The sequence below is a fragment of the Burkholderia sp. MS455 genome (assembly GCF_016899445.1).
Lineage (GTDB): Bacteria > Pseudomonadota > Gammaproteobacteria > Burkholderiales > Burkholderiaceae > Burkholderia > Burkholderia pyrrocinia_C.
The window spans coordinates 267,258-286,715 of the sequence record NZ_CP041779.1; the positions used below are offsets into that span (position 1 = coordinate 267,258).

Here is a 19,458-nt window from a genome sequence, read left to right on the forward strand (position 1 = left end):
TTCAACTTCCGCGGAATACCACGATGTCCCCGATCCTTCTCTACGGCATTCCCGCCGGCTGCTCGTTCGGCTCGATCGTCGCGCTCGAATGGGCCGGCCACCCGTACCGGCTGTCGCGCATCACGATGCCGGGCCTCGTGACGAGCGACGCGTTCCTCGCGCTGAACCCCGTCGCCGAGACGCCGGCGTTCGTGACCGCGAACGGCGACGTGCTGACCGAAAGCCTCGCGATTCTCGGCCACGTCGGCGCGCAGGCGCTCGACAGCGGCCTCGCGTTCCGCCAGGGCAGCGCGGATTTCGACCGGCTGAACCGGATGCTGGCCTGGTTGAACACGACGTTCTTCAACGCGTTCGGCGCGCTCTGGCATGTGTACGAACACGGCAGCGAAGGCGCCGAGAAAGCGGCCTTGCAGGCATACGGTCGCGGCAAGGTGCTGAAGGCGCACCGGCAGCTCGAGGCGCTGCTCGCGCGAGGCGAGGGCCCATGGCTGCTGGGCGCGCGTCGCACGCTGGCCGATGCGTACTTCGCCGGGATCGCCCGCTGGGCCGACTATCACGCGGTGTTCGAGCGCGATGCGTTCCCGCGCATCGCCGCGCTGCGTGCGCGGCTCGCCGACGACGCAGGCGTGCACTTCGCGCACGCAGTCGAGGAAAACTTGCCGCTGTCGGCGTCGTCGGCGTTCGAAGGCCATGTCTCGCTCGACGACGTGCTCGCAAGCGCGCGCGGCCTGGCGATTCCGGCCCGGACGGTCTGACCGCGCAACGCGGTCGCCCAAACGGAGGGGAGCGGACGATATTTTTTACCCGGGTGATATTGACATTCAATTTATACCCGGATAAAAATAACGCCATTCCGATTCCTGCCTGCGGGCGACCACGATGACAACTTCCACGCTTCTTCCTTCGTACACGGCCTTCGACGGCCATCGGCGGCTCGCGTCGGGCCCGCTCGCGACGGTCGCGCTCGCGGCCAGGCAAGCAGGCGATGCAACGTCCGGCACGATCCTGATCTTCGACGACGCGACGGGCCGCTCGATCGACCTCGACCTGCGCGGCACGGCAGACGATATCCGCGCGCGCTATGCGCCGCTGCCGGGCGACGCGTCCGGTGCCGCCGGCGAGCCGGTGGGCGCGGGCGAACAACGCGGCCGCGGCCGGCCGAAGCTCGGCGTCGTGTCGCGCGAGGTCACGCTGCTGCCGCGTCACTGGGAATGGCTCGGCGCGCAGCCGGGCGGCGCGTCCGTCGCGCTGCGCAAGCTCGTCGAGGACGCGCGGCGCACGCATGCGGCGGCCGACCGGCGCCGCGACGCGCAGGCGCGCGCGTACCACTTCATGTCGGCGATGGCGGGCGACCTGCCCGGTTTCGAGGAGGCCGCGCGGGCGCTGTACGCGAACGACGCGGTAAGGCTGGCCGAGCTGGTCGCCGGATGGCCGGACGACGTACGCGACCATGCGCTCGCGCTGGCGCGCGGCGACTTGCCGCCGTCCACCGAAGACTGTTGACGGAACGCGCGACGCGATGACCACATTCGATCTGAACCGCGGCGCGATCGCGCCGGTCGCCGACGAGGTCGATCTCGTCGACCTGCGCGTGACCGGCGCCATCCCGCGCGAACTCGACGGCACGCTGCTGCGCAACGGCCCGAATCCGCCGGGCGGCCGCTTCGAAGGGAACGACGTGCTGTCGTGGTGGCCGGAAGCCGCGATGCTGCACGCGATCGCGTTCGAACGCGGCCGCGCGGCCATCTACCGGAACCGCTGGGCGCGCACGCGCCGCTGGGCCGCCGTGCATGCGCCCGCGCAGGCGCCGCATCTGCCCGATACCAATCCGAACGTGAACGTGCTGCAGCACGCCGGCGAATTGCTCGCGCTGGCGGAGGGCGGCGCGCCGTTCGCGATCACCGCCGCGCTCGATTCGCTCGGCGTGCCGGAGCGGCATGCGGGTTTCGATGGCGGGATGACCGCGCATCCGAAGGTCGATCCGGAAACGGGCGAACTGATCGCGTTTCGCGCGGACTGGCGCGCGCCGTGGCTGCGCTACGGCGTCGTCGACGCGCAGGGCGTGCAGCGCGTCGACCTCGCGCTCGACGTGCCCGCGCCGTCGATGATGCACGACCTCGCGATCACGGCAACCCGCAGCCTGCTGCTCGACCTGAACGTCGGCTACGACTTCTCGATGCTGAAGCAGGGTCACCGGATGCCGCTGCGCTGGCACGACGACCGGGCCGCGCGCATCGGCGTGATCGCGCGCCACGGCGGCGACGTGCGCTGGTTCGGCATCGAGCCGTGCTTCATCCAGCACGTCGTGAACGCGTACGACTGCGACGAATCGTGCATCGTGCTCGATGCGGTGCGCTATCCGTGGTACCTGCGGCTCGACGCGCGCACGGGCCGCTTTGCCGACAACCCGGTCGGCGAGCTGTGGCGCTATGTGATCGATACGGCGAACGGGCTGATCGACGAAGGGCCGCTCGCCGACGGCGGCATCGAGCTGCCGCGCATCAACGAAAGCCGCACGGGGCGCCGCTACCGCTATGTGTATGCGGCCGAGCAGCCGAACAATACGGAAATGCGCGGCGTGATGCGCTTCGACCACGTGCGCGGCACGACGACGCGCTACGCGGTGCCGGCCGGTGACCAGAACGGCGAGCCCGTGTTCGTGCCGCGCCCGGGCGGCGTCGACGAGGACGACGGCTGGCTGCTGGTGATGGTCTACCGCGCGGCGACGGATACGAGCGACGTCGTGATACTCGATGCGCGCGCGATCGATGCGGGGCCGGTCGCGACCGTGCACCTGCCGCGCCGCGTGCCGGCCGGCTTCCACGGCGCGTGGGTGCCGCGCGTGCGCTGAGCGGCCGTGCGCGTCACTGCGCGCGCAGCGCGTCGACGATCTTCAGCCGCGCGGCGCGCATCGCCGGCAGGAACCCGCCGACGAGCCCCATCACGAGCGAGAACAGCAGCGTCTTCACCACGATCGCGGGCGTCAGCACGAAACGGAACGACAGGTCCGCGAAGGTCTGGAAATTGGTCGTCGAGAACGACGCGAACTGCATCAGCGACGCGCACGCGAGCCCCGCGACGCCGCCGACGAAGCCGAGCAGCAGCGCTTCCAGCAGGAACGCGGCGAGCACGCTCATGCGCTTGAAGCCGAGCGCGCGCAGCGTGCCGATCTCGGCGACGCGGTTCGCGACCGACGCATACATCGTGATCATCGCGCCGATCATCGCGGCGATCGAGAAGATCGTCGACAACGTGATGCCGAGGATGTTGATGAACTTCGACAGCGCCTTCGACTGGTCGCCGTAGAAGGTCTGCTCGCGCTTCGCCTCGTCGGTCAGCCGCGGGTCGACGTCGATGTCGGCCTTGAAGCGCGCGAAGCCGTCGGCGCTCGGGATGCGCAGCACCATCGACGAATAGCTGGTGCGCCGGAACGACTGCATCAGCTGGTCGACGTCGCCCCAGATCTCCGAATCGAAGCCGCTGCCGCCCGCGTCGAAGATGCCGACGATGGTCCAGTCGCGCTGCGCGAAATGCAGGCGGTCGCCGAGCTGCGTGCTGCTGAAGCCTTTCGCGATCGCGCTGCCGACGATGATTTCCGACGAGCCGGGCACGAACATGCGGCCGGCCACCAGCTTCACATGCGGCCGCAGCGCGAGGCCGGACGGCGACACGCCGCGGATCACGACGTTCGACGGCTTGCCGCTCGACGTCTTCACGAGCGAGATCAGCACCACGGCTTCCTTCGACACGAGCGGCCGGCCGTCGGGGCCGAGCGCGACGGCCGGGTGCATCTCGAGCGCGTTGGCCTGCTGGTGGTCGATCGAACTCTGGATCTCGGTTTCGGCGCCCTTGCGGATCACCACGGCGTTGTCGGGTTCGCCGGTCGACACGAGCGTCTGCGTGAGCCCCGCGTCGAGCATCTGCACCGCCGCGAACACGAAGATCACGAGCGCCATCCCGCCTGCGGTGAGCGCGGTGGTGAGCCGCCTGGTCCACAGGTTGCGCGCGATGTAGGTGAGCGGGATTGCCATGCGCGTGTCTACCCGATCGCCCGCAGGCCTTCGACGACGCGCACGCGCGCCGCCTGCCAGGCCGGCACGATCGCGGCCGCGACGCCGACCGCGACCGAGCACGCGGCCTGCAGCACGACCGTCTCGGCCGACACCCTGAACACCGGGAAGATGCTGCCGGCCGCCTGCTTGAACAGGCTCGCGGCGGGCGGCGTCGCGAGGATCCCGAGCCCGCCGCCGGCCACCGCGATCACGACCGATTCGCCGAACACGATCAGCGCGAGGAAGCCGGGGCCGAAGCCGAGCGCCTTCAGCGTCGCGTATTCGGCCGTGCGTTCGCGCGCGCTCATCGCCATCGCGTTGGCCATCACGGCCATGATGATCAGGATCACCACGTACGACACCAGGCGGATAGCCGCGATGATCTGGTTCGACATCGCGACGAAGCCGAGCTGGAACGCCTGCTCGGTCTCGGTCAGCGTCTCGGCGAGCGAGTTCTTGAACACCGCGTCGACGTTGCGCGCGATCGTCGCGCCGTCGTCGGGGTTCGCGACGCCGAGCACGAATACGCCGACCTGGTCGGCCTGTTTCGGCGTGCGCTGTCGCACCGTCTCGTTCAGGTAGTCCCAGTGGAACACCAACTGGCGCGTGATCGTCGAATCGTCGCGGCCGTCGAGGATCCCGCGCACGACGAAGTCCCACGTACCGGGATAGATCGTGCCCTTCAGCGGGATCACGTCGCCGACCTTGAAGCCGAACTGCGTCGCGAGCTGGCGCCCGACCAGGCAGCCGCGGCGGTCGCGGTTATAGTCGGCGCGCTGCTGCGCCGGGATGATGAATTCCGGATACAGGTCGAGATAGTTCTCCGACACCGCGAAGCTCGCGAAGAAGTTCTTCGGGTCGCGGTAGATGCCGCCGAACCAGTTCGAGCGGACCACCGCCGTCACGCCTTCGATGCCGCGTATCCGGTTCTCGTAGCTGACCGGCAGCGGAAACACGAGCGAGATCGCATTGCGCGTGACGAGCCGTCCGCTGGACGCGGCGGCCGCGCCCGCGTACCACGCGTCGACGACCGTGTGCAGCAGCCCGAACGCCAGCACCGCGATGGTCAGCCCGAGCACGGTCAGCAGCGTGCGCAGCCGGTGCCGCAGCGCGTTGCGCGCGATCAGCTTCAGCACGTACATCGCGCGCGCTCCCGCAGCCGGTCAGCCGGCGTACCCATCGATCAGCTCCCCTTTTTCCAGATGCACGACCGACCGCGCGGCGCCGGCCGCGTGCGCGTCGTGGGTCACCATGATGATCGTCTTGCCGAGCTCGGCGTTCATCCGCTGCAGCATCGCGAGCACGTCGGTGGCCGACACGCGGTCGAGGTCGCCGGTCGGCTCGTCGGCGACGATCAGCACGGGATCGGTGATCAGCGCGCGCGCGATCGCGACGCGCTGCTGCTGGCCGCCCGACAGCTCGGACGGGTAATGGGTCATCCGGTCGCCGAGGTTCACCATGTCGAGCACGAGCTCGACGCGCTCGCGCCGCTCGCGGCGCGACAGGTGCGTGAGCATCAGCGGCAGCTCGACGTTCTCGAACGCGGTGAGCACGGGCATCAGGTTGTAGAACTGGAAGATGAAGCCGACGTTCGCCGCGCGCCATTCGGCCAGCTGCGCCTCCGCGAGCTGCGAGATGTCGAGGCCGCCCACGCGCAGCTCGCCGCTGTCTGGCCGGTCGATGCCGGCCACCAGGTTCAGCAGCGTGCTCTTGCCGGAACCCGACGGCCCCATCAGCGCGACGAAGTCGCCTTCGCCGATATCGAGCGTGATGTCGGTCAGCACGGGCACGATCTGGCTGCCGCGCCGGTACGACTTCGCGACGTGGCTGATCTCGACGAGGGGCGGCGGCGCGTCGTTCACGCTGGTGCTACTTCTTCGCGACGGCCACTTTCGCGCCGTCCTTCAGCTTCGCGCCCGGCGCGAGCACGACCGTCTCGCCGGGTTTCACGCCGCGGATCGCGACCAGCTCGCCGATTCGCATGCCGGTGGTCACGGCCGCTGCGCGCACGGTGTCGTCCTGCACGACGAACACGACCGGCCGGCCGTCGCGTTCGACGACCGCGCTCGCCTGCACGGCCGTCACGGGCTGCCGGTCCTGCGCCGACACGGGCTTCGACAGGAATGCGATCTTCGCGCTCATGTCGGGCAGCACGCGGTCGTCGCGGTCGACGAAGCGCACCTTCACGAGCACGGTGGCCTTCGAGCGGTCGACGGTCGGCACGATGCGCGATACGCGGCCCGCGAAGCGCAGGTCGGGCAGCGCGTCGAGCTGGATCTCGCACGGCTGCTCGGCGCGGATCTTCGCGATGTTCGATTCGGCGACGTCGGCCTCGACTTCGAGCGTGTCCATGTCGGCGATCGTCACGACCGCACCCTTGCTGTCCGACGCGGACGAGAACGGCGTGATGTTGTCGCCGACGTTCGCATGCTTCGCGAGCACGATGCCGTCGAACGGCGCGCGGATCACCGTCTGGTCGACCGCGACCTGCGCGGCCTGCGCATTGGCGTCGGCGGACGCGATCGCGGCCTCGCCGCTGCTGAGCGACGCGCGCGCCTTGTTCACGCGGGCCGTGTCGATGTCGAGCTGCGCGGCCGGCACGGCGCCCTTCGGCGCGAGCGCCGCGGTGCGGCGCAACGCGATTGCGGCGTCCTTCAGCTCGGCCTGCTGCACGCCGAGGTTCGCGCGGGCGACCTTCGCCTGCGCGAGCGCCTGTGCCAGCGACGCCTCGACGTCGCGGCTTTCGAGGCGCGCGATGATCTCGTCCTTCTTCACGCGCGTGCCCTCGAGCACGCCGAGCCATTCGACGCGCCCCTGGCCCTTCGACGCGACCGCGGCCTTGCGCTGCGGCACGACGTAGCCGGTCGCATTGAGCTGCGTGTCGTTCTGGTACGGGTAGGCGGACGTGACGGACGTGGTTTCGACCGTCGGCCGGCCGGTGAGCGCGACGCCGGCGACGATCGCGGCGATGACGAGCGCGGCGGCGACCGCATAGCGGACCCACCGGCGCCGCCGTGGCACCGGCGCGATCGGACGCCGGTCGATTTTCAGTTTGTCCAGATTGTGATCGGGCAATTTGAGCGCCTCGCGACGGCGGCGGTCTGGCGACCGGCCGCGATCCGGTTTCCGGGGAAAGGGACGGATGGACGCCCAGTATAGCGTTGCGGGGCAGCGCGCGAGAGCCGGTTTGCCGGGCCGCGCGGGCCGCCGGCGGACGGGCCCCGCGATGCCGGATAGGCATGCCGGGGCGGCCGGAAACCGGCGTCGTCGGGGAAAACCCGCGAGGCGCAAGCGGTGTGTCAACTTGCCGCGAAGGCGGCGCGTTATGGAGCCAGTACGTCAGTCTTTGTCGCGGCGAAACGGCGCAAGCCGGCCGCCCGGCGGCGACCGGAAACCCCGGCGCGACTGGCGTTCCGATGCGAATGCCTCGCATCTCTTACCGGTACGTTTGACTTTTTCTCCGCTAAAGGAAGAACAATGAAGAAGACGCTCGCTTCGATCATGACCGCAGCATTCGCACTCGCATCGGTTTCGGCATTCGCACAGGCGTCCGCGCCGGCAGCTGACGCGATGGCTCCCGCTTCGGCACCGATGAAGAAGGATCACAGCAAGCCGAAACACCAGCTGAAGAGCCACGGTTCGGCGAAGGGCAAGGCGAAGGCCGCCGCCGCTTCGGCTGCTGGCACGAACGACAAGGGCACGCAGAACTAAGCGATTCGCCCGGGGCCGGTGCTGCCGGCCACCCGTCGAAAAACCCCGCATGCTTCGGCATCCGGGGTTTTGTTTTTCAGGCGTCGCCGGGGCTGGCCGGCGGCGCCGGCGCGCGCATCTCGTCGACCACCGAACGCATGCGCCGCCAGTGCGAGCCTTCCCAGAACACGCGCCGGCAGACGTCGCACGCGGCAAAGCGCCGGTGCCGCTGCCGGACCCCGTCCGGCACGCGCGGCGCGGCGGCGGCCTCGTCGAGCGGATGCAGCGGCGCATTGCAGCGCAGGCACAGCCGGAACGGCCGCATGTGCGGGGCGAGATCGAGCCGTTCGAACAGTTCGCGCAACTGGTCGGCCGGCTGCACCGCGTGCAGGTAGCAGCCTCGCGCGACCGCGCGCCGCTTGAGCAGCTCGCGGTCGCGGGTCAGCACGACCCGGCCCTCGCGGCCGGCGAGCGCCGCGAGCTCGTCGTCGCGGTAGTGGTTGTCGTAGCAGGTATCGAAGCCCGCGAGGCGCAGCAGTTGCGCGAGGCCGCCGAGATGCGCGTCGGCGACGAAGCGCCATTGTTCCGGTTGCGGCGCGGTTGCACCGTTGGCTGCCGGCTGCGCGCGCTCCGGAAAGGCCTCGACACGGTCGCCGTCGTCGAGCGGCCGGTCGAGCTCGGCCGGCGCGTCGTTCACGCGGAGCCGGCCGATTTCGGTATGCGGGACGCCAAGCGCCTCGATCGCATGCTTCACCGTCGCATCGCGCGCACACGCGTGTCCGAACGCGCGGTCGCGCTGCGCGCGCGGAAGAAAGGCGTTCAGTTCGCCGTGGAAGCGGAAGGTCGCGGTCGCCATCCGTGCAGTATCGCACCGCGCCCGGCCGGCGGCAGGCGCTGCAGACGGCCGGCATCTGTGTTTAACTCGCGGCTTCACGGAGCGAAGGAGCGGGCAATGGATCTCGGGTTTATCGGGCTGGGCGAAATGGGGCAGGCGATCGCGACGAACCTGCTGAAGGCGGGGCACACGGTGCGGGTCTGGAACCGGTCGCGCGAGCGGGCCGAGCCGCTCGCGGCATTCGGCGCGCAGATCGTCGACACGCCGGCCGACGCATTTCGCGGCGACGCCGTGTTCTCGATGCTCGGCGACGACGCGGCCGCGCGCGCCGTGTTCGACGACGCGCTGCTCGCGCAGGCGCCGCGCGGCCTGATCCACGTGAACATGGCGACGGTGTCGGTTGCGCTCGCCGAATCGCTCGCGCATGCGCACGCGTCGCGCGGCATCGATTACGTCGCCGCGCCGGTGATGGGGCGGCCCGACGTCGCGGCCGCCGCGCGCCTGACGATCATGGCGGGCGGCCCGGCCGAGGCGATCGACCGCGTGCAGCCGCTGTTCGACGCGATCGGCCAGAAGACCTGGCGGTTCGGTTCGCTGCCGCAGCATGCGAACGTCGCGAAGATCGCGGCGAACTTCACGCTCGCGTCGGCGATCGAGACGCTCGGCGAGGCGTCCGCGCTGCTCGGCGCGCACGGCGTCGCGATGCGCGACTTCCTCGACGTGATCACGAGCAGCGTGTTTCCGGGGCCCGTCTACGAAGGCTACGGCTCGATGATCGCCGAGCGGCGTTACGAGCCCGCGCGCTTCAAGGCACGCCTCGGGCTGAAGGACGTCCGGCTCGCGCTGGAGGCCGGCGACGCCACGTCGGTGCCGCTACCGGTGGCGAGCGTCGTGCGCGACAGCCTGCTCGATGCGCTCGCGCACGGCGGCGGCGAGCAGGATTTCGCGGTGCTCGGCGAAGTCGCGCTGCGTCGCGCGGGCCGCTGACCCCGGGCGCGACAGAAGCGCGGCGCGCACGGCATAATCGGCGTTTCGTCTTTCTACTTTCTTTCACGCAGAGGCGGGCATGAACTTGCATACGTGGTGGCTTTTCGTGGCGACGGTGTTCGTCGTGTCGGCGATTCCGGGCCCGAACATGCTGCTCGTGATGACGCATGGCGCGCGGCACGGGCTGCGGCGCTCGTCGTCGACGATGGCCGGCTGCCTCACCGCGCTGGTGCTGATGCTGTCGGTATCGGCGGCGGGTCTCGGCGTGTTTCTCGAAGCGTGGCCGGCGATGTTCAACGCGCTGCGCTTCGCGGGCGCGGCCTACCTGATCTATCTCGGCGTGAAGGCGTGGCGCGCGCGCGTCGACGAAGCGCCGTCGGCCGCCGACGTCGAAACCGTGTCGCGCCAGGCTGCGGCGGCGTCGCGCTGGGTGCTGTTCCGCAACGGCTTCCTGGTCGCGGGCAGCAACCCGAAGGCGATCCTGTTCGCGGCCGCGCTGCTGCCGCAGTTCATCAACGCGGCCGAGCCGACGCTGCCGCAGTTCGGCATCCTCGTCGTCACGTTCGCGGTGATCGAGGTGAGCTGGTATCTCGTCTATGCATCGTTCGGCACGCGCATCGGCGCGACGCTGAAGAGCCAGAGCGTCGCGAAGATCTTCAACCGGCTGACGGGCGGGTTGTTCGTCGGCTTCGGCGCGATGATGGCGCTGATCCGTCACTGATTCCGGACTGATTCAGGCGCGCCGAACGCCCCGCCCCTCGCGAGAGGGCGGGGCGTTCGTCTTTTTGCGTCCGCTTCACGTTCGCTCATGCACGCGGGCGAGTCGACGCCGCCACGCCGGCCAGGCGTCCGGCCGAGAGGCCGAATGCGGTGGCCGCGCCGGCGAACGCGAACCCGACGCCGCACACCGCACTCCATCCGCCCGATGACCACGCGCTGCCCGCGAGCGCCGCGCCGAGCGCGCCGCCGACGAAGAACAGCCCGACGAACAGCCCGTTCAGGCGCCCGCGCGCGGCCGGGTTCAGCAGGTTGATCTCGCGGCGGCCGATCGTCTGGTCGACGATGACCCCCGCGTCGAGTAGCGCCGCGCCGCCGGCAAGCAGCGCCAGGCCGAGGCCGCGATGCGCGTGCGCGTCGAAGCCGAACCAGCCGGCACCCGCAATCCCGAGCACGACGAGCGCCGCGAGCATCGTGCCGTGCGCGATCCGCTGCGCGGCCGGGCCGTATCCGCGGTCGCCGGCGCGGCCGGCGAGCGGCGTGACGATCGCGCCGCTGGCGCCGGCGAACGCGAACAGCGCGATCCCGTGCAGGTCGAGGCCGAACGGCGGCTGCGCGAGCCGCAGCCCGACGGCGGTCCAGAACGCGCTGAACGCGGCCATCGCGAGCGCGGCCGACAGTGCATGACGGCGCAACACCGGTTCGTCGGCGAGCAGGCGCCCCATCGATGCGAGCAGCGCGCGGTAGCCGGCCGTGATCGACGGCGTGCGCGACGGCAGGCGCAGCGCGAGCACGACGGCGATCGCCGCGTTCGCGAGCGCGGCCAACGCGTAGAACGCGCGCCAGCCGGCCGAGCCCGCGATCAGGCTCGCGAGCGGCCGCGACAGCAGGATGCCGAGCATCAGCCCGCTCATCACGTTGCCGACCGCGCGGCCGCGCTGCGCTTCGGGCGCCATCGACGCGGCCATCGGCACCAGCATCTGGATCACGCTCGACGCGGCGCCGGCGGCGAGCGTCGCCAGCAGGAACACGGCGCCCGACCGCGTGAATGCGGGCAGCGCGAGCGCAGCCGCGCAGGCGACGAGCGTCGCGACGATCAGGCGGCGGTTCTCGAGCAGGTCGACCAGCGGCACGAGCAACACGAGCCCGGCCGCGTAGCCGAGCTGCGGCAGCATCGCGACGAGGCCGGCGAGGCCCGCCGGCAGGTGCAGGTCGGTGCTGATCGGGCCGGTCAGCGGTTGCGCGGCGAACAGGTTCATCACGATCACACCGACCGTCGCGGCGAAGAACAGCGTCATGCCCGCGCTCAGCGCGGGCGGCGCGTCGGCGGGCGTGCGAACGGCGGCGGGACAGGAGTCGGCAGGGCAGTTCATCGGAAGCCTGGGGTGCGGGTCGAAGGAACTCCCATCGTAGGCGGCCGATGTTTATGCGACAATTGAAATATGTCTAACATGATTATGCGAGTTTGTTTTGAATACGCGTGATCTCCTGGCGTTCGTCGCGGTGGTCGACAGCGGGTCGATGATCGCCGCGGCCGCAAAGCTCCACCTGACGCAGCCGGGCCTGACGCGGCGCGTGCAGAATCTCGAAACGCTGCTCGGCATGCCGCTGCTCGAACGGCAGAGCAAGCCGCTGAAGCCGACCGCCGCCGGGCGCGACGTCTATGCGCTCGCGCGCAACGTGCTGGGCGCGGTCGATGAACTGATGGCGGCGGGCGCGCCGGACAGCGAGCCGTCGGGCGAGCTGCGCATCGGCGTCCCGCCGTTCCTGTCCGAGCTGGCGCTCGAGCGGCCGATCGACCGGCTGCGCGACGCGTTCCCGCGCCTGACGCTGCGCGTGACGGCCGGCTGGTCGCCGGCGCTGATGCAGGGCATCGAGCGCGGCACGCTCGACGTCGCGGCCGTGATGGTGCCGGCGAGCGCGGCGCTGCCCGACGCGTTCACCGCGACGCTGCTCGCCACGCAGCCGACGGTGCTCGTCGCCGCGCGCGACTTTCCGCTGCCGGATGGTCCGCTGTCGCTCGACACGCTGTCGGGTTTTCCGTGGGTGCTGAGCCAGGACGGCTGCGGGATGCGCTCGGCGCTGAGCCGCGCGCTCGGCGCGGCCGGGCTGCCGTTCGACGTCGCGGTCGAGGCGTTCGGCTCGGAGCTGCAGCTGTCGCTCGTCGCGCGCGGCGCCGGCATCGGGATCGCGGCGCCGAACGCGCTGGCGCGCAGCGCGCATCGCGATGCGCTGAGGGTGGTGGAAACGGCGGGGCTGGAGACTCGGATCAACGTATGGATCGTGCACGGCGCGCTGCCGGGCCGGCTGGTGCGGCCGGTCGCGCTGCTGCGCGACGCGCTGGCCGAGGTGCTGGACGGGGAGATCGGGAAGGGGTCAGAAGCCAGCGAAGCGATTTAGAGTCGGCATTCGAGGGAAAATCCTTATTTTCTCTACGGAAATGTTGCATTGCGGAAACCGATTCGCTATAGTGGCACCTGTCTCCTCCATGTCTCCTCTGATATGGATTCAGCCCGCCTCTTAGGCGGGCTTTTTTTTTGCCTGCGATTTTGCCGCGGCGTTCCAGTCGTCGTCCGTCGCCGGGCTCAGAACTTGTACGTCATCCCGACGTAGCTGATGATCGGGTCGGCCTTCAGGTCCGATTTCGACTCGGCCAGCACCGAACCGTCGGCCGCCTTGATCGTCACCGTCGACGTCGTCTTCAGCGGGATGTACGTCACCGACGCGATCAGCCCGAAATGCTCCGTCATGTTGTACTGCAGGCCCGCGTTGAACACCGGCTGCCATGACGACGACGCCTTCGCCTCCACCGATGTCGTACCCGGCTTGCCCGCGCCCGCCGCGAGAATCGCGCCGAGGTTGTCCTGCGTCTGCTTGATGAAGTTCGTGTTGAGCTGCAGGTCGCTGAACCAGTTGTACGACACGCCGAGGCCGAGGAACGGCCGGAACTTCGCGGTCGCCTGCCCGAAGTAGTATTGCAGCAGCACGGCCGGGCTCCACTGCCGCACGCTCTTCACGATCGGGTTGACCGACGCCAGCCCGATGTTCTGCGTGCCGAGCGCGCCGGCCGGGCCGGGCGGCTTGATCGTGCCCTGGCCCGACACCTTGAACACCGGCGGCACGCCTGCCACCGACGTGACCGCGATATGGTCGGTCAGGAAGTGGCTGACCGTCAGGCCGACGGTGTCGGCGCCGCTGGTGCGCAGCCCGGTGCCCGGCGACGTGAACGACGGCGGCAGCCGCAGCGGCGTGTTGATCGGTGTCGGTGCGACGTTGGTCGTCATCGGCGTGCTGCTCTGCTGCGGCATCACGTGGAACCAGCCCAGCGTGACGACGTTGCTGCCGGCGCTCTGCGCGTGCGCCGCGAGCGGCGCCAGTGCGGCGGCGCCGGCCGCCGCGCAGAGAAGGGTTTTCTTCATCACGGCGTTCCCCTCCGCTTACTGGACGAACGCGCCGATCGTGAAATACGGCGTCGATCCCGCGTTGTCGAGGAAACCGAACACGCCACCCGAGAAGATGAACTTGCCGGTCGGCGACGTGCTGCCCGAACCCGTGTGGATCGTCGTGACCGTGCCCGGCACCTTCTGCGTGTAGTCGAGGTCGAGCACTCTCGTGAGCGACGCCTGGGACGGCTGGAACGGATCGAGCAGCGTTGCCTGGGTGTTGATCAGCGCGGTGGTCCGGTAGTTGAACTCGCTGTCGACGCCGATGTACTCGCCGTTCTGCGAGCCGGCCGCGATCGCCGTCTGCGGCGCGAGGATCGAGATGCTCGATTCGTCGTCGGCGGTGAGGCCCGGCACGCCGTTGCTGTCGGGTGTCGGGTTCGGGTTCGCGACACCCGTGCGCACGAGGATCGGCACGAGCTGGTTGCGCAGCTTGCCGACGATCATGAAGCCCTTGCCCTGCGGCGTGGCCGACAGCGTCGGCTTCAACTGGCTCCGGTAGTTGTTCGACTGGAACGCGCCGCTGCCGTCCGCGGCCGGCACGAAGTTCGTGCCCTGCTGCATGCATGCGCCGCCGGCGAACTGGCCGGTCGTGTCGCACTTGGTCCACGAGCCGTCCGCGTTGATCGTCACCTTCGCGTCGATCGACGCGGGCGCGAAGTTTTGCGACGGCACCTCGCCGAAGCCGACATGGCTGTACGTGCCCGCGACTTTCGCGATGTCGGTCTCGATCGACGAGAAGCCGATGAACGGGTAGTACGGGAATTTCGTGTCCGGCACCGCGGCCTGGCCGAGCACGCCGCCGAACTGGATTTCCTTGCCCGGAATCGTGCCGCCGGCGACGCCGAAGCCGACGAAGATCCGTGCCGGGCGCGTCGAGTCGAGGCTCGCGCCGTTCAGGCGGAACGCGCACTGGTTCAGCTTGTTGGTCGGCAGCAGCGTTTCCTGCGTGAGCGTGCCGCTGTCGACGGTGCCCGCGCGGGTCGGCGTGACGGTGCCGGTCGTGCGCGGTACCGCCGATTCGACATACGTGACCTGCCACGTCATCTTGGTCGTGTCGAGCTGGACCTTGGCGAGTTCGCCGCTGCCCGCGCCGCCGGTAAACACGGTGCTGTAGTCGAGCGACGCGGGACAGAGCCGGTCTTCGACGAGCGGGGGCGGGTTGTCGCTGCCGCCGCCGCAGGCGGAAAGAAGGGGGGCGGCAAAGGCCGCCGCCAGAATGAGGTTGCGCTTCATGTTGCTCCTCCAGATTTGTCTTGTGTGGCGGCCAGCTCCCTGTCGGCCGCTTCTGTTGCTTGTGCTCGTCCTGCGTGCGCGGTGCCGCGCGCTTCGTCCGTCGCGCGGCGGCGGGCGGGCCGCCGCCGCGTCCTCGATCGCTACTTGCTGATCTGCGCGCCCACGCCGAAGTACGGTGTCGACGACGTCGTCGAGTTCGCCGACGTCGACGTGACGCCGCCGTTCACCGTGCCCTGCACGAGTGCCGCGTACAGCCCGCCCGTCGCGATCACCACGCCCGATGCGGACGGGTAGGTCGCGCCGCTCGGCGGCGTCGTCTTCGCGTTCAGCAGGCCCGGCGTCGCCTGGCCGTAGTCGAGCGTGAAGCCGTCTTCCTCGGCCTGCGTGGTCGGGTTGATGAACGATGCGTTGCTGCCGCGGATCAGGGCGGCCGTGTACTTGAAGTTCGAGTCCGCGCCCGCGTAGCCGCCGTCGATCGAGCCCGACGTGATCGCCGTCGCCGCGCCGAGCACCGCGATGCCCGATTCGTCGTCGACCTGCGCGTCGAGGTGCAGCGGCGGCGTACCGAGGTTCACGTTGCCCGTGCGCACGATCACCGGCACCGTCGCGCCGTTGAGCTGGCCGATCACCATGTGCGCGGTCGCCGACTTGCCGGTCGCGCCGACGATCGGCAGTTGCGTTTGCGGCAGCGTCTGCGGTGCCTTCGTGCTGTCGAAGTAGCCGCCGTTCGCGCTCGTCTTCCACGGATCGCCGGTCGTCTGGCAGCCGCCCGAACCGGTCGACGTGCACGCGCCGTTCGCATCGAACGTCTCGCTCGAGTTCGATCCCTTCGTCGCGTAGTTGCCCGACGGCACGAGGTGGTAGATCAGCGCGTTGTACGTGCCCGGCAGCTTCGACAGGTCGGTCGTCGTGTTCGCGAAGCCGAGGAACGGATAGAAATCGAAGTGGCGGTTCGGCACCTGGCCGACGTTCTGCACGACGCCCGGGATGATCGTCAGCCCGTCGTACTGGATCGTCGCGCCCGGAATGCCGCCGCCCGCGACGCCCATCCCGACGAGCAGCATCGGCGGGTTCGCCTGGTTGAAGTCGGCGGCCGTCGAATAGGTCGAGCCGTCCGGCGCGGGGCCCGTGCCCGGCGTGAGGACGAACGCGCAGCGCGTCTGCTCGGCGGTCGGCAGCGCGCCGGTCGGCGGGTGGATGACCTTGCCGGTGATCGTCGTGCCGACGCGGCTGGGCGTGACGGTGCCCGTCTTCAGCGGAATCGGCGATTCGAGCCACTTGAGCGTGTACGTCATCGCGACTGCGTCGATGTTGACGCTGACGATCTCGCCGCTACCGGCACCGCCGAGATACGTGTTCTTCACGATGTCGGCGTTGGCCGGACACAACGAACCGTTGACGGGCTGCGACGGCGGCGGCCCTTGCGTGCCGCAGCTCGATCCGGAACATTGGGGCGCATTGATCGGCGCGAGCGCGCCGCCGGAATCCCCCCCACCACATGCAACCAGGAAAGGGGCAATGGCAAAGGCCGTTGCCACCCCCTTCGATAAGGCGTGCGACATGCCGCTGTCTCCAATCGTTTAATTGTGCGAGCTAATGTCGCCGCCTTGATTTTTGCTGTCAATTGATGAACCCGTCTAAAAAAGGCGATTGAAACGGATGTCGTGTTTTAAATCCTTGTCCGACACGGCATTCAGTAAGAATTAAAACGTGCGAGGGGCTGGCAAAAGCTGCCGAAGTGGGGGATGTGCCACGCGCGGAAGGCTGTCGAAGAACCTTCCCGCGCACAGCGGCAGTGTTTAAAGCGGTGGTATCCGGTTTATCCCTATTCGGGATTGACTGGAGAAATAAGGGGGGAGTTAATTCGCTGGTAATCGCGCAATGGAAAGCTTGTAAATATTTGTAAATGCGCGAACAGGATTTTATTTATTGCGTGATGCGGGTAAATAAAAAGCCGGCCAGCGGCCGGCTTTGCATCGCACGAGAGGATGGTCAGCGCGTGAGGCCCGCATCCTCGGCCGCGCCGATGTTGAGGTTCATGCACTGGATCGCGGCACCCGACGCACCCTTGCCGAGGTTGTCGAGGCGCGCGACCGTGACGAAGCGCTCTTCGTTGCCGAACACGAACAGGTCGACACGGTTCGTGTCGTTGTTCGCCTGCACGTCGAAGAAGCCGCCGTCGAGGTTCGCGTCCGCGTTGAATGGCGCGACGCGCACGAATGCTTCGTCCGCGTAGTATTCGGCGAACACGCGTTGCACGTCTTGCGGCGTCGCACGCTTCGCGAGCTGTTCGGGCGTGAAGTAGGTCGTCACTGCGAGACCCTTCAGGAACGGGCCGACGATCGGCGTGAAGATCGGCGGGTTCGCGAGGCCCGTGTGCGCGGCCATTTCCGGCAGGTGCTTGTGCGTGAGGCCGAGCGCATACGGGCGCGGGCTCGCGAGCTTGCCACCCGGCGCCGCGTTCTCGTAGTCGGCGATCATCGACTTGCCGCCGCCGCTGTAGCCGGTGATCGAGTAGCTGTGCGCGGCGAACGTCGGCGCGACGATGCCCGCATCGACGACCGGACGCATCGCGAGCACGAAGGCCGATGCGTGGCAGCCCGGCACCGCGATGCGCTTCGACGTGCGAATCTTCTCGCGCTGCGCGCGGGTCAGTTCGGGCAGGCCGTAGGCCCAGTCGGCGCTCGTGCGGAACGCGGCGCTCGCGTCGATCAGCGTCGTGTTCGGGTTCTCGACGAGCGAGGCCGATTCGCGCGACGCGACGTCCGGCAGGCACAGGAACGTGATGTCCGACGCGTTGATCAGGCGGCGGCGCTCGTCGACGTCCTTGCGCTTCGCTTCATCGATGCGCAGGATCTCGATATCGTTGCGCGCCGACAGGTATTCGAAGATCTTGAGGCCGGTCGTGCCTTCCTGGCCGTCGACAAAAACTTTGGTGCTCATTTCGCTCTCACTGGATGAAACGGGGGCCCGCGCCCGGAGATCGCCATTTTAAGACGTCATCCGGTGCGTCTGTACCGTGCGGGGCGAAAAAAGACGGCCGGGGCAGGCCGTCTTGTGTCCCTTTGAGGCCCGCCGGCGCAGGCGCGGGCGTCAGGGCGCGCTCAGCGGCTGCCGGCAACCCAGCGTGCCGTCGCTTCGGCGATGCGCCGGCCAAATACCTTCCCGGTCTCGAGGTCACCCGGCAGCGGGCCCTCGTCGGGCGTCGCATCCGCCGGCGACTGCGCGAGCAGGCCCGTGGAGCCGCCGAGGTAGTTGATGTCGTTGCGCGTGGCCGCCTTCGAGTTGGCCGGCATCAGGCTCGTGCCGACCCACACCATCCCATGCTGCATTGACAGCGTGACGAAATATTGAATCGTCGAGAACTTGTCGCCGTTCATCGTCGCGGAGTTCGTGAAGCCCGCGGCGATCTTGTCCTTCCACTTCTGCGTGAACCACGCTTTCGACGTCGCGTCGGCAAACTGCTTGAACTGTGCCGATGGGCCGCCCATGTAGGTCGGCGCGCCGAAGACGATCGCGTCGGCCGCGTCGAGGGCGGCCCAGCCCGCGTCGTCGAGGTCGCCGACGGCGATCAGGCGCACGGTCGCGCCGGCGTCCTGCGCGCCCGCGTGAACGGCCTCGGCCAGTTTCTGCGTGTGACCGTAGCCGCTGTGATAGACGATGACGATGTTCGACATGAAGCGTTCTCCGGAAAGGGACGGGAATGGCGGCCGCAGTGGCCTGCCGCGTCACGCGTCGCCGGCGGGCGGCGCGACCGATGCGCGGCGTGCGATGCCGCGACCGGTGACGACGAGTCTAGCAAGCCGAAATGACGGGAAAACGCGTGCATGCGGCGCACTGAAATTCGCGGCGGCCGGTAATCGCGGCATGGCGGCGTCGCGTGACGCCCGTTACTGCCGTCACTGCCCGTAGCTGACCGTGAATTGCGCGCTGCCGATCGCGAGCGTGCCGATCTCATGCTCGAACATCGGCGCGGGTCGGCCCTGCGCGATGCGCAGGTCGTTGCCCTTCAGCGCGTAGACCGTGATCACGTAGCGGTGCGGCTTGCCGGGCGGCGGGCACGGGCCGCCGTAGCCGTCGATCCCGAAGTCGTTGCGCGCCTCGATCGCGCCGATGCGCCGCAGGAAGCCGGACGCGCTCGCGTCGGTGGGCAGGCTCGTGACCGTGGCCGGGATGCCTGCCACGGCCCAGTGCCACCAGCCGCGCCCGGGTGCGTCGGGATCGAAGATCGTGACTGCGTAGCTGCGCGTGCCGGGCGGCGGGTTGTGCCAGGCGAGCTGCGGCGAGCGGTTCGCGCCCTTGCAGTCGCCGCGGTCGAACACGTTCGCGGCGCGGACGCGCCCGCCGGGCGTCAGGTCGTCGCTCGACATGGTGAACGGGCCTTCCGCATGAACGGGCAGCGCCGCGAAGACGGCGGTGCAAACGAGGAGAGCGATGAACGGAGACGGGCGACCCGATGGCGCAGGCGGAGTGATCCGGCGATCCACACGCATATGGC

Annotated in this window: 19 protein-coding genes; 7 read left to right on the top strand and 12 right to left on the bottom strand. The window is 69.1% G+C overall.

Annotation, left to right across the window (positions count from 1 at the left end; genetic code table 11):
- Nucleotides 1-23: 23 nt before the first annotated feature.
- The 3 genes from FPJ27_RS20315 to FPJ27_RS20325 all read left to right on the top strand — a co-directional run bounded on the left by FPJ27_RS20315 (nucleotide 24) and on the right by FPJ27_RS20325 (nucleotide 2,851).
- Nucleotides 24-755: a glutathione S-transferase family protein gene (locus tag FPJ27_RS20315; RefSeq protein ID WP_204425423.1), complete on the top strand. Its 732-nt coding sequence runs from the start codon at nucleotides 24-26 to the stop codon at nucleotides 753-755.
- A gap of 124 nt (nucleotides 756-879) precedes the next feature.
- Nucleotides 880-1,503: a DUF2239 family protein gene (locus tag FPJ27_RS20320; protein WP_204425425.1), complete on the top strand. Its 624-nt coding sequence runs from the start codon at nucleotides 880-882 to the stop codon at nucleotides 1,501-1,503.
- A gap of 16 nt (nucleotides 1,504-1,519) precedes the next feature.
- Nucleotides 1,520-2,851, top strand: coding sequence for a carotenoid oxygenase family protein (locus FPJ27_RS20325; RefSeq protein ID WP_204425427.1), 1,332 nt, complete (start codon nucleotides 1,520-1,522; stop codon nucleotides 2,849-2,851).
- Nucleotides 2,852-2,864: 13 nt separating this feature from the next.
- Here the strand turns inward: FPJ27_RS20325 and FPJ27_RS20330 are convergent, their stop codons facing one another.
- The 4 genes from FPJ27_RS20330 to FPJ27_RS20345 are packed head-to-tail and all read right to left on the bottom strand — an operon-like array spanning nucleotide 2,865 to nucleotide 7,127.
- A complete protein-coding gene (locus FPJ27_RS20330) occupies nucleotides 2,865-4,031 on the bottom strand; it encodes an ABC transporter permease (protein ID WP_204425429.1) in 1,167 nt (388 codons plus the stop codon).
- 8 nt (nucleotides 4,032-4,039) lie between these two features.
- Entirely contained in the window at nucleotides 4,040-5,194 is a 1,155-nt protein-coding gene (locus tag FPJ27_RS20335; RefSeq protein ID WP_072443172.1) for an ABC transporter permease, read from the bottom strand.
- Nucleotides 5,195-5,215: 21 nt separating this feature from the next.
- A complete protein-coding gene (locus tag FPJ27_RS20340; protein WP_204425432.1) occupies nucleotides 5,216-5,914 on the bottom strand; it encodes an ABC transporter ATP-binding protein in 699 nt (232 codons plus the stop codon).
- A gap of 7 nt (nucleotides 5,915-5,921) precedes the next feature.
- On the bottom strand, nucleotides 5,922-7,127 hold the full coding sequence (locus FPJ27_RS20345) for an efflux RND transporter periplasmic adaptor subunit (RefSeq protein ID WP_204425433.1): 1,206 nt from the start codon (nucleotides 7,125-7,127) through the stop codon (nucleotides 5,922-5,924).
- A gap of 402 nt (nucleotides 7,128-7,529) precedes the next feature.
- Here FPJ27_RS20345 and FPJ27_RS20350 point away from each other — a divergent pair, with 402 nt between their 5' ends.
- Nucleotides 7,530-7,763: a hypothetical protein gene (locus tag FPJ27_RS20350; protein WP_072443178.1), complete on the top strand. Its 234-nt coding sequence runs from the start codon at nucleotides 7,530-7,532 to the stop codon at nucleotides 7,761-7,763.
- 76 nt (nucleotides 7,764-7,839) lie between these two features.
- Here FPJ27_RS20350 and FPJ27_RS20355 read toward each other — a convergent pair whose 3' ends face one another.
- Nucleotides 7,840-8,598 (bottom strand): Mut7-C RNAse domain-containing protein, encoded by a 759-nt coding sequence (locus tag FPJ27_RS20355; RefSeq protein ID WP_204425435.1) that lies wholly within the window; start codon nucleotides 8,596-8,598, stop codon nucleotides 7,840-7,842.
- 96 nt (nucleotides 8,599-8,694) lie between these two features.
- Between FPJ27_RS20355 and FPJ27_RS20360 the strand changes: the two genes are divergently transcribed.
- On the top strand, nucleotides 8,695-9,564 hold the full coding sequence (locus FPJ27_RS20360; protein ID WP_034183944.1) for an NAD(P)-dependent oxidoreductase: 870 nt from the start codon (nucleotides 8,695-8,697) through the stop codon (nucleotides 9,562-9,564).
- 79 nt (nucleotides 9,565-9,643) lie between these two features.
- Complete coding sequence (locus FPJ27_RS20365; RefSeq protein ID WP_204425437.1) at nucleotides 9,644-10,285, top strand: LysE family translocator; 642 nt, start codon at nucleotides 9,644-9,646, stop codon at nucleotides 10,283-10,285.
- An 85-nt stretch (nucleotides 10,286-10,370) separates the two neighbouring features.
- Here the strand turns inward: FPJ27_RS20365 and FPJ27_RS20370 are convergent, their stop codons facing one another.
- The gene (locus tag FPJ27_RS20370; protein ID WP_204425439.1) at nucleotides 10,371-11,654 is read right to left on the bottom strand and encodes an MFS transporter; all 1,284 of its coding nucleotides are present in this window, start codon (nucleotides 11,652-11,654) and stop codon (nucleotides 10,371-10,373) included.
- A 97-nt stretch (nucleotides 11,655-11,751) separates the two neighbouring features.
- Between FPJ27_RS20370 and FPJ27_RS20375 the strand changes: the two genes are divergently transcribed.
- Entirely contained in the window at nucleotides 11,752-12,681 is a 930-nt protein-coding gene (locus tag FPJ27_RS20375) for a LysR family transcriptional regulator (protein ID WP_204425441.1), read from the top strand.
- A 185-nt stretch (nucleotides 12,682-12,866) separates the two neighbouring features.
- Here FPJ27_RS20375 and FPJ27_RS20380 read toward each other — a convergent pair whose 3' ends face one another.
- The 6 genes from FPJ27_RS20380 to FPJ27_RS20405 form a co-directional block, all read right to left on the bottom strand.
- Complete coding sequence (locus FPJ27_RS20380; RefSeq protein ID WP_072443188.1) at nucleotides 12,867-13,700, bottom strand: OmpW family outer membrane protein; 834 nt, start codon at nucleotides 13,698-13,700, stop codon at nucleotides 12,867-12,869.
- Between the two features lie 18 nt (nucleotides 13,701-13,718).
- On the bottom strand, nucleotides 13,719-14,960 hold the full coding sequence (locus tag FPJ27_RS20385) for a DUF2957 domain-containing protein (protein WP_204425443.1): 1,242 nt from the start codon (nucleotides 14,958-14,960) through the stop codon (nucleotides 13,719-13,721).
- 140 nt (nucleotides 14,961-15,100) lie between these two features.
- Nucleotides 15,101-16,522 carry a DUF2957 domain-containing protein gene (locus FPJ27_RS20390; protein WP_072443192.1) on the bottom strand — a complete coding sequence of 474 codons (1,422 nt, stop codon included), beginning with the start codon at nucleotides 16,520-16,522 and terminating at the stop codon, nucleotides 15,101-15,103.
- Nucleotides 16,523-16,952: 430 nt separating this feature from the next.
- The gene (argC, locus tag FPJ27_RS20395; RefSeq protein ID WP_204425445.1) at nucleotides 16,953-17,903 is read right to left on the bottom strand and encodes an N-acetyl-gamma-glutamyl-phosphate reductase; all 951 of its coding nucleotides are present in this window, start codon (nucleotides 17,901-17,903) and stop codon (nucleotides 16,953-16,955) included.
- 161 nt (nucleotides 17,904-18,064) lie between these two features.
- A complete protein-coding gene (locus FPJ27_RS20400; protein WP_072443196.1) occupies nucleotides 18,065-18,637 on the bottom strand; it encodes a flavodoxin family protein in 573 nt (190 codons plus the stop codon).
- A gap of 222 nt (nucleotides 18,638-18,859) precedes the next feature.
- Nucleotides 18,860-19,453, bottom strand: a complete 594-nt coding sequence (locus tag FPJ27_RS20405; RefSeq protein WP_072443198.1) for a YbhB/YbcL family Raf kinase inhibitor-like protein — start codon at nucleotides 19,451-19,453, stop codon at nucleotides 18,860-18,862.
- Nucleotides 19,454-19,458 lie beyond the last annotated feature (5 nt).